This window comes from Acidovorax sp. 93, from assembly GCF_003633835.1.
GTDB lineage: Bacteria > Pseudomonadota > Gammaproteobacteria > Burkholderiales > Burkholderiaceae_C > Acidovorax > Acidovorax facilis.
Genome location: NZ_RBIT01000001.1, coordinates 1 through 16186, shown reverse-complemented (window position 1 = coordinate 16186; position 16186 = coordinate 1). Strand labels below are relative to the sequence as shown.

The window sequence follows — 16186 nt, the reverse complement described above, 5'->3', positions numbered from 1 at the left end:
TCTTCCCGTCCACCCCACCAACATGCGCGCCCTGGACTTTCCGGTATGGGTGATGTTGCTGGCTGCAGCCATCACGTTGGCCGGATGCAATGCGACGGCGCCCCAAGCGGTTGCGGCGCCTGTTCCGCCCATGACCGCCCCCACGCCAGCCCCGGTGGCTACGGAATCCCCCAGCCCCAACCCGGCCGCCGCCACCAGCGCTCCTTCGGATGCCATCCCGGTCCTGCAGGTGCTGGCGCAAACGGACCGTACCCTGCGTATGGCCCCCGCAGAGCTGGCCAAAGAGATTGCCCGCCTGGGCGAGGCGGAAGATGCCTCGGTGGAGACCCCCCTACTTCTGGCAACAGCATTGGCCCAGACGCGCCAGCCCGTCGATACGGCCCGTGCCCTGGGCCTGGTGCAGCGGGTGATGAGCAACACCACGGCAGCGGCACAAGCCCTCCACCCCCTGGCGCGGCTGATGGAGTCGCGGCTTCTGCAGCAACGCAGGCTGGAAGACCAGCTGGAGCGGCAGGGCCAGCAACTGCGCGAGGCGCAGCGCCGCAACGACCAGCTCAACGAACGGCTGGAGGCCGTGCGCGCCATCGAACGCAGCCTGACCACGCGCCCGGCCCCGCTTCCTGCCGCCCCCGCCTCGCCCCCGGGCAGTAGCCCCCAGCGCCCCACGCCCTGATCGCTCAGGAAGGTGTCAAAGGAAACCGCCATGGCAGCTGCCCCCACCCCATCCCGCACAACGCCCCGCGCCCGCGTCCTTGTGGTGGACGACGATGCCGACATGCTGCGGCTGCTGTCGCTGCGCTTGCAGGCCGCCGGATACGACGTGGTCGCCGTGGGCTCGGCCGAGGCGGCCTTGGCGCAGTTGGACATGGCACGCCCACAGCTCGTGCTGAGCGATGTGCGCCTACCTGGGCGTGATGGCCTCGCGCTGTTCGACGAAGTGCGTGCGCGACACCCTTCGCTGCCGGTCATCCTGCTCACTGCCCACGGCACCATTCCCGACGCGGTGGAAGCCACTTCGCGCGGGGTGTTCACCTACCTCACCAAGCCCTACGACGGCAAGGAACTGCTGGAAAAGATTGCCCAGGCACTGGCCCTGAGCGCCCCAGCTGTCACACATGCCCACGCCCATGAAGCATGGCGTGCCGACATCGTGAGCCGTTCCAACCGCATGACCGACTTGCTGGCCGAGGCCTACATGGTGGCCCAGTCAGACGCGAGTGTGCTGCTGCTGGGCGATAGCGGCTCGGGCAAGGAGCTGCTGGCCCAGGCCATCCACCGCGCCAGCCCGCGCGCGCGCTACCCCTTTGTGGCGGTCAACTGCGGCGCTATCCCCGAGGCCCTGCTCGAATCCGAACTGTTCGGCCACGTCAAAGGAGCTTTTACCGATGCGGTGAGCAATCACAAGGGGCTGTTCCAGGCAGCGGAAGGCGGCACCTTGTTGCTCGACGAGATTGGCGACATGCCGCCCGCCCTGCAGGTCAAGCTGCTGCGGGTGCTGCAAGAGCGCGCGGTGCGCCCCGTGGGTGCCAGCCAGTCGATTCCCATCGACGTGCGCATCATCTCGGCCACCCACCGCGACCTGGAATCCGCCATGGCCACGGCCCAGTTCCGCGAAGACCTGTACTACCGGCTCAATGTGGTCACGCTGGCGCTGCCCACCCTGGGAGACCGGCGCGAAGACATCGCACTGCTGGCCAACCACTTTCTCGACAAGCTGGCGCGCAAGTACGACAAGCGCCTGTCAGGCTTTGCACCCGAGGCGCTCAAGGCACTGACCCTGGCCGCCTGGCCTGGCAACGTGCGCCAGCTCTACAACGTCGTCGAACAGGTGTGTGCCCTGTCCACCACGCCCCTGGTGCCCCTGACGCTGGTGCAGCGCGCGCTGCGCACGCCATCTACCCAGGTGCTGAGCTTTGCCGAGGCCCGGCAAAGGTTTGAGCGCGAGTACCTGGTGGGCCTGCTCAAGATGACGGATGGCAATGTAGCCGACGCGGCGCGCCTGGCACAGCGCAACCGCACGGAGTTCTACCGGCTGCTGCAAAAGCACGCATTGACCCCCGGAAACTTCAAGAACGACGCTGTGGACAACGAAGACGTCGCTGATGAGCGACACGACTAGGTCGTTGATTTGATTCAGTTTTTCTCTAGCGCCTTGCTCCGCTGTCGCCATTCGGCGACAAAAACACTGGATTTCCCCCCCAATCCGCGAGTCGCACAACTGCTTACATGCAATTGATGACTTAACCCATTGATTTAAAACAGTTTTTTGAAGCTGGCACAGGGTTTGCCCTAGTCTCAGCATGCAAGCTGTTTTTTCTCACTGTTCACGCTTCACCGGCCGCCTCCAACAGGCCGCGATAGCGCTGGCCGCCACCCTGTTGGCAGGCGCCGCACAGGCCCAGAGCTTCGATTTCGACAGCGTCACCCGCATCGCCCGGGAACGGGCGGAGAAGCCCTATCGCGCATCCAGCGACAAGCTCCCCGCCGACCTCGCCAAACTCAACTACGACCAGGTGCGCGACATCCGCTGGCGCCCCGATCGTGCCCTGTGGCGCGCCGAAAAGCTGCCGTTCGAGGCCATGTTCTTCCACCTGGGCCTGTACCAGAAGGAGCCGGTGCTGATCAACGAGGTGACACCGCAGGGCGCGCGCCACATCGGCTACAGCCGCGCGGACTTCGACTACGGCAAGAACCAGGTGCGGCCTGAGGCCTGGGGCGACCTCGGCTTTGCGGGCTTTCGTCTGCACAACCACCTCAACTCCAGCGCCTACAAGGATGAGCTGGTGGTCTTCCAGGGCGCGAGCTACTTCCGCGCACTGGGCAAGGGTCAGCAATACGGCCTGTCAGCGCGCGGGCTGGCCATCGACACCGTGGGTGGCAGTGGCGAAGAGTTCCCACGCTTCACCGAGTTCTGGCTGGTGCGGCCCGATCCCTTGTCCACACAGGTCACCGTGTATGCGCTGCTGGATTCGCCCCGTGCCACCGGCGCCTACCGCTTCGACATCCAGCCGGGGACGCAGACCACCACCACCGTGCGCAGCCGCATTTTTGTGCGGCCCAGCACGGGCAGCAAGCCCATCGCCACGCTGGGCATTGCGCCCTTGACCAGCATGTTTTTCTTTGGCGAGAACCAGCCCCGCAAAGAAGACTTCCGGCCCGAGGTCCATGACTCCGACGGGCTGATGATTGCCACGGGCGAGGGCGAATGGCTCTGGCGTCCGCTGCAAAACCCCAAGCAGACGCTGGTCACATCGTTTGCCACCAAAAATCCCAAAGGCTTTGGCCTGATGCAGCGCGACCGCCAATGGTCGAACTATGAGGACGTGGAGGCCCGCTATGAGCGCCGCCCAAGTGCCTGGGTGCGCCCCCTGCACGACTGGGGCGCTGGCCGCGTCGAACTGGTGCAGCTCAACACCCCCGACGAAACGCACGACAACATCGTGGCGTATTGGGTGCCCGCCCAGATGCCCGCCCCCGGCCAGCCCCTGGAATTCGCCTACGAGCTGAGCTGGCAAGGCGATGAACAGCAGCGGCCGCCCGGGGCCTGGGCCACGCAATCGCGCCGGGGCGTGGGCTACACCAAAGAGACCGCTGCAGCCTTGCGCCAGCAGGCGCAGTACGTGGTCGATTTCGACGGCCCCGCCCTCAAGGCTTTGCCCGCTGACGCCACCGTGAAAGCCGTGGTGACCAGCGATGCCAACGGCAAGGTGCTGGAAAACATCGTCTACCGCAATCCCGCCACCGAGCAGTGGCGCATGACCGTTCGCGTACAGCGCCAAAAGGCCGATCGACCGATCGAGCTGCGCGCTTTTCTTCAACACGACAACAACGCTGTGAGTGAAACATGGACGCACATCATTCTTCCCGAGTAAGCCCCCCGGTGCCCCATCACCCCCAACGCAGCACGCTGCGCGAGGAACGGCATCCCAATGCCGTCACCGCGCCGCCCGTCCACCGGGGTTCCATGGCACCCGTGCCCTGGCGCGGCTTCTGGAACAGCATGGGCACAGCCCTGCTTCTCAAGCTGACCGGTCGCACCGAAACCAGCCCTCCCGCATCGCCCGAAAACCGGCCAGCCCAGGAATGGGAGGGTGCTGCGCAGCGCCGCCGCTGGACCTTTGCGGTGCTGACGGTGCTGACCACGGCCCTGGCGAGTTTCCTGTTTGCCGGCGTGCAGCCTGAGTATGAGAACCCGTGGCTGGGCTATGGGCAGATCGCGCTGTTTGCCCTGCTGTCGGCCTGGGTGGTCACCGGCTTTCTCACCGGCTTGATGGGCTTTTGGGTCATGCTGCGCGGCGACAGGCATGCGCTGTCCGTGCGCAGTGTGGTGGAGCACGAACTGGCACCCGGCGCGCGCACGGCCATCATCATGCCGATCTGCAACGAGGACGTGGCCACCGTGTTTGCGGGGCTGCGGGCAACGTGCGAGTCGGTGGCATCGACCGGCCACGGGGCCACCTTCGACGTGTTTGTGCTGTCCGACAGCTATGACCCCGCCATCGCCCAGGCTGAACGCGCCGCCTGGGAGGAACTGCGCAGCGCCCTGGCGCAGCACAGTCAGCAACCCCAGGTGCAGGTGTACTACCGCCTGCGCGCACGCCGCACGCACCGCAAGGCCGGCAATGTGGCCGACTTCTGCCGCCGCTGGGGCAAGGACTACCGCTACATGGTGGTGCTGGACGCCGACAGCGTGATGAGCGGTGACTGCATCGTCTCGATGGCCAAGCTCATGGAAGCGAACCCCACGGCGGGCATCATCCAGACGGCAACCCAGGCCATCGGCCACGTCACGCTGCACGCCCGCGCGCAGCAGTTCGCCTCACGCGTCACCGGTCGCCTGTTTACGCTGGGCATGCAGTACTGGCAGCTGGGTGAATCCCACTACTGGGGCCACAACGCGATTATTCGCGTGGCACCCTTCATGGAACACTGCGCCCTCGCGCCCATCAAGGGCAATGGTGGCCTGGCGGGCGGCATCATGTCGCACGACTTTGTCGAAGCCGCGCTGATGCGCCGCGCTGGCTACCACGTGTGGCTGGTGTCGGACCTGATTGGCAGCTATGAACAGCAACCCCCCGACCTGCTGGCCGAACTGCAGCGCGACCGCCGCTGGTGCCAGGGCAACCTGCAAAACGCACGCTTGATGGCCGAGCCCGGCATCCACGCGGTGCACCGCTCGATGTTCATCACGGGTGCCATGGCCTACCTGTCGGCGCCGCTGTGGCTCGCCTTCCTGACACTGGGCACGGCGCTGTGGCTGTCGGGCGCCAAGCTCGTGGCCGACTGGCACATCCTGCCGGCCGAATTGCTGTCGCTGTGGGCCTGGACGCTGTGCATGCTGTTCCTGCCCCGCATCCTGGGTGTGGCCGCCGTGTTCATGCGCCGCGAGCAAAAGGAATACGGCGGTGCCGTCAGCCTGCTCAAGAGCGCCGCGCTGGAGAGCGTGCTGGCCATCCTGCAGGCCCCCATCCGCATGCTGGCGCATTCGCTGTTCGTGCTGATTGCGCTCACCGGCCTGAAGCTGGAATGGAAATCGCCTCCGCGCGAAGCCCATGCCGTGCCCTGGCGCCACGCCGTGCGCCAGCTGGCACCCATGAGCCTGGTGATTGCCCTGCTGGCAGTGGGTGTCGCCGTGATCGATAGCAGCGCCCTGCTGTGGCTCATGCCTGTGGGCCTGCCCCTGGCGCTGGCCATACCGCTGGCCGTGTTCACCAGCCAGATCGCGTTGGGCAAGGCCATGCGCGCACAACGCCTGTTGCTGATCCCCGAGGAGTCCTGGTCACCGCCGGTACTGCGCCGAGCCTGGCTGCATGCAAGCCGGCTGGCACGGCCAGCGCCGCTGACTGCGTTGTAGGCATGTGACAATTGCCCCACAAGCCACAAGCCGGTGCATGCACCGGCTTTTTTGCGATTGCTATTTTATTTATAGCAATAAAATGTTTACCAATAAGCGCTAGCACCGAAAAACAGCAAATTAACCAGCAGCGGGGTGGCGCCCCCCCCGTTGTTGGGGCACCGTTACGATACGCATCCCTTCCAACCGGCCCCTGTGCGTGAAACCGATTCATCGCGGTTTCTGCGGTGAGCGGCCCTGTCATCGATGCAATCGTCTCTGTTTTTAACTGCCGCCCGTCGGCGGCTGCGCCATGCCAGCGCACTCGCCCTGACCCTTGTCATCACTGGCTGCGCCGTGCCCACAGCACAGGCTCCTGTGGCAGCACCGGCCCCAGTCGCTGCCCCAGCGCCACCGGCTCCACCACCCGAGCCCCCTGGGCGCATCATCTTTGCGGGATTTGCGATGCATTCGCAATCCAAGGTTTTCCGCAACGACGTGCTTCTGGCCGAAAAGCTGGTTAAAGACATCGATCCGAATGCGCTGATGCTCAAGCTGGCCAACCCGGCACGCGATCAGAGCGCCGACTGGCCGCAGGCCACTCCCGAGAACTTCTCGCTGGTGATGTCCAAAATGGCCGAAGTGGCGCGCCCACGAGACCGCGTTCTGCTGCTCATTTCGACCCACAGCAACCCCGGTCTGCTCAACATCAACGCGGGCGGCAAACACCTGCCGCCGCTCAACCCCCAAATCCTTAGCAATGCGCTGGCCCCGCTCAACGATGTGCCAACGCTGGTGGTGCTTTCCGCCTGCTACAGCGGTGCGTTCATCGAGCCCCTGAAAGCTCCGAACCGCGTGCTGCTCACTGCCACGGACGCCCGCCGCACCACTTTCAATTGCCAGTACAAAGGCGACCACACACCGTTTGCCGAAGCGCTGTTTGGCCAGGCGGGCGCAGAAAACCGTTCTGTGATCGACTGGATGGGCGAGGCGCAGAAATCCATCGCAGCGCAGGAAAGGCGCCGCAAGGTCCCCGCATCCCAGCCGCGCATCTTTGTCGGTGACGAGGCCAAGGCCTGGACGAATCAACCTCTCAAGAACTGGTTGCAAGCACCGAAAGCGCCATAAGCCGGGCGCCACAAGCCCGTCTCCCCCGAATGCAAAAAACCCTGAAGAAGCCGTGCCTCTTCAGGGTTTTTGCATTTCAGCGCCGGGGGCTCAGAAAGGCATCTTGGGCATGCCGCCCCCGCCCATACCCTTCATCCCGCCCATCTTCTTCATCATCTTCATCAGGCCGCCGCCCTTCATCTTCTTCATCATGCCCTGCATCTGCTCAAACTCCTTGAGCAAGCGGTTGACCTCTTGCACATGCACACCCGCCCCGTTGGCGATGCGCTTCTTGCGCGTAGCCTTGATGAGTTCGGGCTTGCGGCGCTCCAGCGGCGTCATGCTCTGGATGATGCCCTCCTTGCGTTTGATGTCCTTCTCGGCCTTGTCCATGTCGAGTGCGCCTGCCTTGGCAGTCAGCTGAGACGGCAGCTTGTCCATCAGGCTGGAGAGCCCCCCCATCTGCTTCATCTGCTGGATCTGCGACAGGAAGTCGTTCAGATCGAACCCGTCGCCACTCTTGACCTTGGCCGCCAGCTTTTGCGCGGCCTCCATGTCCACCCCGGCGGTGACCTGCTCCACCAGGGCCACGATGTCGCCCATGCCCAGAATGCGGCCCGCGTGGCGCTCGGCATCGAACACCTCCAGGCCATCGAGCTTTTCAGACACACCCGCAAACTTGATGGGCGCGCCCGTGATCTGGCGCACGGACAGCGCAGCGCCGCCGCGCGAATCGCCGTCGAGCTTGGTGAGCACGATGCCAGTGAGCGGCAGCGCTTCCTTGAAGGCCTTGGCCGTGTTGATCGCGTCCTGGCCCTGCATGGCATCAACCACGAACAAGGTTTCGACCGGGTTCAGCGCGGCGTGCAGGTCCTTGATTTCCTTCATCAAGGCTTCATCGATGGCCAAGCGACCCGCCGTATCGACCAGCAGCACGTCAAAGTAGTGCTTCTTGGCGTAGTCCAGTGCGGCGTGGGCGATGTCGAGCGGCTTCTGGTCGGGCGTGCTGGGAAACCATTCGGCACCGGCCTGCTTGGTCACCGTCTTGAGCTGCTCGATAGCGGCCGGGCGGTACACGTCGCCCGACACGGTCAGCACCTTCTTCTTGCGCTTTTCGATCAGGTGCTTGGCCAGCTTGGCCGTGGTGGTGGTCTTGCCCGCGCCTTGCAGACCAGCCATCAGGATCACGGCGGGCGGCTGGGCGGCCAGGTTGATGTCAGCCACGCCTTCGCCCATGGTGGCGGCCAGTTCACGATTGACGATGCTGACCAGCGTCTGACCGGGCTTGAGCGAGCCCAGCACTTCCTGGCCCAGGGCCTTCTCTTTGACACGGGCGATGAAATCGCGCACCACCGGCAGGGCCACATCGGCTTCGAGCAGGGCCATGCGCACCTCGCGCAGCATGTCCTGCACGTTGGTTTCGGTGATACGGGCCTGGCCACGCATCTCCTTGACGAGGCGCGTGAGTTTGTCGGTAAGGGCGGAGGCCATAGGGGAGATGTCCGGTGTTGCCTGCGCGCCAGGGTGCTGGCGGTGGGGCGAAAGGCTAAACTGCGATCCATGATTTTACCCAGTGCTTCCCCTGCCAGCTGGCTCCTGGCCCTGGCCGCTGCCGTGGCATACGCCGTTCCGGCTGCCGCATCCTCGCGGCTGGGCGCTACAGCGGCGCGCAATGCACTGCTGGTGGCCTGGTTGCTGCATGGCGCCGTGCTGGTATGGGGCCTGTGGGGCGATTCCCCCCGATTTGGTTTTGCACCCGCCTTGTCGATGACCGCCTGGCTGGTGCTGACGGTGTACGCGGTAGAGCGGCAGCTGTTTCCGCAGATGCAGTCACGCTGGATACTGGCAGCGCTGGGGGCGGTTGCCATTGTGCTGGCGATGCTATTTCCGGGCCAGCCGCTGCATGTGACGGCTTCCGCCTGGCTGCCGCTGCACCTGGCGCTGGGCATTGCCTGCTATGGCTTGTTTGCCGCCGCCGTGGTGCACGCCTGGCTGATGACACGGGCAGAGCAACGCATCCGGCAGGCCGAAGATCCCCACAGCGGCATCCCCCTGCTCACGCTGGAGCGCCTGACCTTCCGGTTTGTGACGGCGGGCTTCATCCTGCTGACTGCCACGCTGCTGGCGGGCTGGCTGTTTGGTGACACGCTGTACGGCAGGGCCTGGCGGTGGGACCACAAGGCCGTGTTCTCGCTGCTGTCCTGGATCACGTTTGCCACGTTGCTGGTGGGCCGAGCACGCTTCGGGTGGCGGGGACGCAATGCCGTGCGCGTGCTCTACGCCGGATCAGCGCTGCTGTTGCTGGCCTATGTGGGCTCCCGCTTTGTCATGGAAGTCGTCCTGGGCCGCAGCGCATGAAATACCTGGTCTTGCTGGTGGTTCTGGCCATCGCCTTCGGTATCTGGCGCAGCCGACGCGCGCCAGATGCAAACGCTTCCAAAACGCCTGCACCTCCGCTGGCCCTCCCGCAGAACATGCTGGCCTGCGCCCACTGCGGCGTTCACATTCCGCAGGCAGACGCTCTGATGGTGGGCGAACAAGCCTACTGCTGCACAGAACACCGGCGCCTGGGCCCGGTCTGAAGCCGACCATGCCACCGCTGTCCGCAAGTACCTTTGCGTCCACCATGGATGCGCCATTTGTGCGCCTGTGGCGCGGTTTTCTGACAGGCCGCGTCATGGTCGCACTGGCCCTGCTGGTACTGCAAGGGGCCGGGCAGGCCATCAACCAGACCACCGAACCCGCCGTGCTGGCAGTGTGTGTGGCCTATCTGGTGGCCGCCGTCATGCTGCGCGTGCTCGGCAGGCACAGCCCGCCATCACCCAAGACCGGCCCCCAATGGCTCCCCTCCATTGGTGTTGACCTTGCTGCGATTGCCGCCCTGCAACTGCTGAACGCGGGCGCCATGAACTACACCCCCCTGTTTGGCTTGCCCATCCTGATGGCAGCCGTGCTGGGAACGCTGACCTTGGCACTGGGCACCACAGCAGGCGTCACGCTGCTGCTGCTGGGCTGGGCCTGGTGGCTCGGCTCGGGCACTGCGGGCGACGACGCACCGCGCTACCTGCAAAGCGCGCTGACTGGCACAGGCTATTTCATCGTGAGCTATCTTGTGCACCAACTGGCAACACGCCTGGCGCGCGAGCAGGAAGTGGCGCAGCAAAGCCAGGTTGCTGCCCGCGTGCAGACGCAGGTCAGCGCACTGGTCATCCAGAACCTGACCGATGGGGTGTTGGTCGTGGACGAAAGCGATGTTGTGCGCATTGCAAACCCCGCAGGGCTGCAGTTGCTCGGGGGCACCTCGCTGCCCGAGCTGCCATTCATCCTGGCATCCGAGACACCCTGGAATCCGCTCGTGATCCTGGCTCGGCGCACCTTCCGCCAGGAACAGCCCCAGACCGCCGACGTAGACCTCCTGCACCCGGGACAAAGCCCCACCGGGTTGCATGTACGCACGTGGTTGACTTCGACGCGCGAGGCAGCGCGGCAGACGCAGACCGAGCGCCTGTGCGTGATGTTCCTGCACGACCTGCGCGAGATGGAGGCCCGCCTGCGCACGGAAAAGCTGGCGGCCATGGGCCGCATGTCTGCCGCCGTGGCCCATGAGATCCGCAACCCGCTGGCCGCCATCGTACAGGCCAATGCCTTGCTCGAAGAAGACCTGCACGACCCGGCACACAAGCGCCTGGCCCACATGGTGCAGCAGAACGCCGACCGCCTCGCGCGCATTGCCGAGGAGGTACTGGACATCGCCCGCGTGCAGCACCAGATCAGCCATGCGCCCGCGTCCACCTTGCCCCTGGACGAAACGGTGTCGCAAATATGGAATGACTGGCAGGCCCAGGACCCCGTGCAGCGCCGGGCAGTAGTGATGCTGGAAGCGGGCAATCCGCAGGTGGAATTCGACACCGAACACCTGCGCCGCGTGCTCGTGAACCTGCTGGACAATGCCCTGCGCTATGTGGGACAGGAGCCTGACTCCCTCACGGTGACCACCCGCACCTTGCCCTCCGGCCAGACCAGCCTGCAAGTCTGGAGCGACGGTGCCCCCATGGACAAGTCCGTGGAGCGTCACCTGTTCGAACCGTTTTTTTCCTCCGAAAGCCGCTCCAGCGGCCTGGGCCTCTATATTTGCCGCGAGTTGTGCCAGCGCCATGGAGCGTCCATCAGCTACCAGCGGCTGACCCGCACCACCTTGCGGGGCGAGGTGGGCGGCAACGCCTTTACCGTCGGCTTTCGCCGCACCACACGCCCTGCCGATGCTGCCACGCTGTTTGACACCATCGTGGTCTGAAACGCCCTGCCATGAACGCACCTACCGCTTCCATCCTCGTCGTGGACGACGAACCCGACCTGCGCACCTTGTACGAACTGACCTTGCTGCGCGAAGGCTACCGGGTGGAGACCGCATCCAGCGTCCAGGAGGCGCGCGAACAGCTCAAGGCCCACCGCTTTGACGCCGTCATCACCGACATGCGCCTGCCCGACGGTTTCGGCATGGAACTGCTGCAGGATCTGCGCGACCAGCAGCGCCGCGAGCGCTGCGTGGTCATGACAGCGTATGGCTCCGCCGAGAACGCCGTGGAAGCCCTGCGCTCTGGTGCCTTCGACTATCTAACCAAACCCGTGGATCTGAAGCAGTTCCGCTCGGTCGTCGCATCGGCCGTGCAAGGCACCGGGGGTGTCCCCGCGCCCCGGGCCGCACGCACCGGCGGCGTACAGGGTCGGCAGGGGGCGTTCAGCGCAGACCCCTTGGCGGCGGGCACCGCACTGGACCGGCTGGTGGGCACCTCAGAGGCCATTCGCAACGTCAAGCAGCGCGTGGCCAAGGTGGCACGGGGCATGGCGCCCGTGCTGATTCATGGGGAATCCGGCACGGGCAAGGAACTGGTTGCGCAAGCGCTGCATGCCAGCAGCCAGCGTGCCGATGGTCCCCTGGTTGCCGTGAACTGCGGCGCCATCCCAGAAAACCTGCTGGAGGCAGAATTTTTTGGTGCCCGGAAAGGCTCTTACACCGGTGCCACCCAGGATCGGGACGGCTACTTTCAGGCAGCCCGTGGCGGCACGCTGTTTCTGGACGAAATCGGTGACCTTCCCTTGGCCATGCAGTCCAAATTGCTGCGCGCCATCCAGGAGCGCAGCGTACGGCCTCTTGGCTCCACCCAGGAGGAGACCGTGGATGTGCGCATCGTGAGCGCCACACACCGCGACCTGGCTGCCGACGTGCAATCGGGCCGCTTCCGCCAGGATCTCTATTACCGGCTCAACGTGATCGAAATCGTGATCCCCCCGTTGCGCGAGCGGCGCGAAGATCTGCCTGTGCTGTGTGCCGCACTTCTGGCGCGCATCGCCCAGGAATCCGGCATGCCAGTGCCTTCTCTGACAGAGCATGCGCTCCAAGCCATTGCCGCACACCCCCTGACCGGCAACGTCCGCGAACTGGAAAACCTGTTGCACCGGGCCGTGGCACTCAGCGACGGAGACGAGCTGCATGTGGACTGGCCCTCTGGCACCCCCATCCCATTGGGGGCGCGGACGCTACCAACCCCTACCCTCCCCAACCACACCGAGGCGCAGCCTGCCCATCAACCACCACAGCCTGCAGCCAGCACGGGCTGCTCGGTCCCTCTGCCCAATGACCTTCAGGCCTGGCTGGACCAGCAGGAGCGGGACATTCTGATACGAGCCTTGCGCGAAGCGGGTTTCAACAGAACCGCCACCGCAGCCCGGCTGGGCATCAGCCTGCGCCAGATACGCTACCGCATCGCCCGGCTGAACATCGCCGTCCCCAATGACCAGGACCCGCATGACGAGATCGGCTGACGCGGCACCAGGCAGATCAACGCCTTGGGACGGTGGATGGCACCGTGCAGCAACCAGGCTGGAATCCCCCAACCATGGTGTGCGCCCTGCCCCGGCAAGTACCTCCATCGACCTGATCGTGGTGCATTCCATCAGTTTGCCGCCAGGCAAATATGGCGGAAATGCGGTGCAACAGCTATTCACCAACTCGCTGGACTGGGATGCACACCCCTACTACCAGAGCATCCGTGGTTTGGCCGTTTCGTCGCATTTCTTCATTGACCGCACCGGCGCCCTTTGGCAGTTTGTGGACTGTGATCTTCGGGCCTGGCATGCTGGCCAGTCGGCCTACCGTGGCCGCAGCCAGTGCAACGATGACTCGATTGGCATTGAACTGGAAGGCCTTGAAGGGCTTGAGTTCGAACCCGCGCAGTACCAGACACTGACAACGCTCTGCCAGGACATCGAACAGCGCTACCCCATTGAACACATCGCAGGGCATGAGCACATCGCGCCCGGGCGCAAGCAGGACCCAGGCTCCGGCTTCGATTGGGCGCAGGTACAAAAAGCACTGGACTGGCCCGTGCAACGTTTTCCGGCAGCCACCTGGCCTGACATTCAAGCCGCCCGCTGAGGGCGCTGCGGCAGCGCCACATTCAGCGACTTTTTTCTATGTGCACTTGCACATCGTCGCGTCCCCAGACACCACGCGGCCTCGCGCAGAAAATCCGCTCGAAACGCTTGTCTTTGCGAGGTTTTCGTCCTGCTTTTCCGCAGGGGCAACGGGTTCCGACGGGGTCAGCAGAAGGCCCTGCGGCGCCGCTGACATGCTGTTTCGTTTTTCTGAGGGCAATACGACGGTACACTACCGGTAGTGTCTTGAATGCATGTGACACACCATATATAGTGTGCGCCAGACAGTAGTCCGCCGCACCACTCACACGCTGCGACGGCATCCAGGCCGCGCACCACACCCCAGACAGCCCACAGAAGAGGACCCCCCATGCAAGCTGCTTTGAACACGCCTTCCACGCCCCATGCCGCCTCCCCCGAGGCCCCAACCCCCCAGTCCGCACCAGCAGCGGCGGGTAACTCGCTGGCGCACTATCAGATCATTCGCCGCAACGGAGCAGTCGTGCCCTTTGAGCCGCAAAAAATTGCGGTGGCGATGATGAAGGCATTTCTGGCAGTGCACGGCACGCAGGGCGCCGCCTCCGCCAGCGTGCGCGAGGTGGTGGACACGCTCACCCAGAATGTGGTCCGCGCCCTCATGCGCTCGCGTCCCGGTGGCGGCACCTTCCATATTGAAGACGTGCAGGATCAGGTTGAACTGGGCCTGATGCGCGGCGAACACCACGAAGTCGCCCGGGCCTATGTTCTGTACCGCGAGCGCCGCACACAAGAGCGTGCCCACCACCAGGAACAGCTCGCGCCCGCAACCCCCATGTTGAACGTGATCGACAACGGCCAACGCGTGCAGTTGGACATCCTGCGCCTGCACGGGCTCATCGAATCGGCCTGCGCCAACCTCGGCGCCGACATCCAGGCCGCGCCCATCGTCGCCGAGACCATGCGCAACCTGTATGACGGCGTTCCCATGGACGAGGTCTACAAGGCGTCCATCCTCGCTGCCCGCACCCTGATCGAAAAAGACCCCGACTACACCTATGCCACGGCCCGCCTGCTGCTGCATACCATCGTGCGCGAGGTGCTGGGACGCGAGGTCGCCCAGAGCGACATGGGCCAGGCCTACAGGGACTATTTCCCCGCCTTCATCCAGAAGGGGGTGGACAACGAGCTGTTGGACGAGCGCCTGCTCAAGCAATATGACCTGAACCGCCTGGGCGCCGCGCTCAAGGCCGAGCGCGACCTGCAGTTCGACTACCTCGGCCTGCAGACCCTGTATGACCGCTACTTCCTGCACGTCAAGAAAACCCGCATCGAACTGCCCCAGGCGTTCTTCATGCGCGTGGCCATGGGCCTGGCACTCAATGAAACCGACCGCGAGGCCCGCGCCATCGAGTTCTACGAAGTGCTGTCGTCCTTCGACTTCATGTCGTCCACCCCCACGCTGTTCAACAGCGGCACCCTGCGCTCGCAGCTGTCCAGCTGCTACCTGACCACGGTGCCCGACGACCTGGATGGCATTTACGAATCGATCAAGGAAAACGCCCTGCTGTCCAAGTTTGCTGGCGGCCTGGGCAATGACTGGACCCGCGTGCGCGCCCTGGGCTCCCACATCAAGGGCACGAACGGCGAATCGCAAGGCGTGGTGCCCTTCCTCAAGGTGGTCAACGACACCGCTGTGGCGGTGAACCAGGGCGGCAAGCGCAAAGGCGCCGTCTGCACCTACCTGGAAACCTGGCACCTGGATATCGAAGAGTTCCTGGAACTGCGCAAGAACACCGGCGACGACCGCCGCCGCACGCACGACATGAACACGGCCAACTGGATCCCTGACCTGTTCATGCGCCGCGTGATGGAAAAGGGAACCTGGACATTGTTCTCGCCCTCCAACGTGCCCGACCTGCACGATCTGTTCGGCGCCGACTTCGAGAAGGCCTATGTGGCCTACGAAGAGAAGGCCGCGCGTGGCGAGATCAAACCCGCCAAGACGGTGCAGGCCACCGACATGTGGCGCAAGATGCTGACCATGCTGTTCGAGACCGGCCATCCTTGGATCACCTTCAAGGATGCCTGCAACGTGCGTTCACCCCAGCAGCACGCTGGTGTGGTGCACTCGTCCAACCTGTGCACTGAGATCACACTCAACACCAGCGACACCGAAACCGCCGTCTGCAATCTCGGTTCGGTCAACCTGCTGCAGCACATCAAGGACGGCCAGATCGACCACGAGAAGCTCAAGAAGACAATCACGGTTGCCATGCGCATGCTCGACAACGTGATCGACATCAACTATTACGCCGTCAAGAAGGCCCGCGACTCCAATCTGCGCCACCGCCCCGTGGGCCTGGGCGTCATGGCGTTCCAAGACAGCCTGTACGAACTGCGCATTCCCTACGCCTCGCAGGAGGCCGTGGAATTCGCCGACAAGTCGATGGAGGCCATCTGCTACTACGCCTACTGGGCGTCCACCGAATTGGCCCGGGAACGCGGCCAGTACTCCAGCTACAAGGGCTCGCTGTGGGATCGCGGCATCCTGCCTTTCGACACGCTGGACATGCTCTCGCAGGCCCGTGGCGGATATGTGGAAGTGGATCGCTCGTCCACCCTGGACTGGGATGCCCTGCGCAAGAAAATTGCACAGGACGGCATGCGCAACTCCAACTGCGTCGCCATTGCCCCCACGGCCACCATCTCCAACATCATCGGCGTTGATGCCTCGATCGAGCCTTCGTTCGGCAACCTGTCGGTCAAGTCCAACCTGTCGGGTGAATTCACGGTCATCAACGGTGGGCTGGTGCGCGACCTCAAGCGCCTGGG

General features: G+C 64.4%; 12 protein-coding genes. 11 read left to right on the top strand and 1 reads right to left on the bottom strand.

The features are described from left to right. Window positions 1-22 precede the first annotated feature (22 nt). The 5 genes from C8C93_RS00065 to C8C93_RS00040 all read left to right on the top strand — a co-directional run bounded on the left by C8C93_RS00065 (window position 23) and on the right by C8C93_RS00040 (window position 6961). Window positions 23-673 (top strand): hypothetical protein, encoded by a 651-nt coding sequence (locus C8C93_RS00065; RefSeq protein WP_233559211.1) that lies wholly within the window; start codon window positions 23-25, stop codon window positions 671-673. Between the two features lie 30 nt (window positions 674-703). After that, entirely contained in the window at window positions 704-2119 is a 1416-nt protein-coding gene (locus tag C8C93_RS00060; RefSeq protein WP_121505497.1) for a sigma 54-interacting transcriptional regulator, read from the top strand. Window positions 2120-2300: 181 nt separating this feature from the next. Continuing rightward, window positions 2301-3872 (top strand): glucan biosynthesis protein G, encoded by a 1572-nt coding sequence (locus C8C93_RS00055; RefSeq protein ID WP_233559210.1) that lies wholly within the window; start codon window positions 2301-2303, stop codon window positions 3870-3872. After that, complete coding sequence (gene mdoH, locus C8C93_RS00050; protein ID WP_121505496.1) at window positions 3845-5854, top strand: glucans biosynthesis glucosyltransferase MdoH; 2010 nt, start codon at window positions 3845-3847, stop codon at window positions 5852-5854. The genes C8C93_RS00055 and mdoH overlap by 28 nt, the downstream gene beginning before the upstream one ends. 444 nt (window positions 5855-6298) lie before the next feature. Next, the gene (locus C8C93_RS00040) at window positions 6299-6961 is read left to right on the top strand and encodes a C13 family peptidase (protein WP_121505494.1); all 663 of its coding nucleotides are present in this window, start codon (window positions 6299-6301) and stop codon (window positions 6959-6961) included. 90 nt (window positions 6962-7051) lie between these two features. Here C8C93_RS00040 and ffh read toward each other — a convergent pair whose 3' ends face one another. Next, on the bottom strand, window positions 7052-8431 hold the full coding sequence (ffh, locus tag C8C93_RS00035; RefSeq protein ID WP_055395017.1) for a signal recognition particle protein: 1380 nt from the start codon (window positions 8429-8431) through the stop codon (window positions 7052-7054). 69 nt (window positions 8432-8500) lie between these two features. Here ffh and C8C93_RS00030 point away from each other — a divergent pair, with 69 nt between their 5' ends. The 6 genes from C8C93_RS00030 to C8C93_RS00005 all read left to right on the top strand — a co-directional run. After that, window positions 8501-9298 (top strand): inner membrane protein YpjD, encoded by a 798-nt coding sequence (locus tag C8C93_RS00030; protein ID WP_055395019.1) that lies wholly within the window; start codon window positions 8501-8503, stop codon window positions 9296-9298. Continuing rightward, the gene (locus C8C93_RS00025; RefSeq protein WP_121505493.1) at window positions 9295-9522 is read left to right on the top strand and encodes a PP0621 family protein; all 228 of its coding nucleotides are present in this window, start codon (window positions 9295-9297) and stop codon (window positions 9520-9522) included. Before C8C93_RS00030 ends, C8C93_RS00025 begins: the two co-directional genes overlap by 4 nt. 8 nt (window positions 9523-9530) lie before the next feature. Then, window positions 9531-11234 (top strand): nitrogen regulation protein NR(II), encoded by a 1704-nt coding sequence (locus tag C8C93_RS00020; protein ID WP_121505492.1) that lies wholly within the window; start codon window positions 9531-9533, stop codon window positions 11232-11234. 11 nt (window positions 11235-11245) lie between these two features. Next, on the top strand, window positions 11246-12763 hold the full coding sequence (locus C8C93_RS00015) for a sigma-54 dependent transcriptional regulator (protein ID WP_121421117.1): 1518 nt from the start codon (window positions 11246-11248) through the stop codon (window positions 12761-12763). Further along, window positions 12747-13376 carry a 1,6-anhydro-N-acetylmuramyl-L-alanine amidase AmpD gene (ampD, locus tag C8C93_RS00010; RefSeq protein WP_121505491.1) on the top strand — a complete coding sequence of 210 codons (630 nt, stop codon included), beginning with the start codon at window positions 12747-12749 and terminating at the stop codon, window positions 13374-13376. Before C8C93_RS00015 ends, ampD begins: the two co-directional genes overlap by 17 nt. A 369-nt stretch (window positions 13377-13745) precedes the next feature. After that, a partial coding sequence (locus C8C93_RS00005) for a ribonucleoside-diphosphate reductase subunit alpha (RefSeq protein ID WP_121508597.1) occupies window positions 13746-16186 on the top strand: 2441 nt, incomplete at its 3' end.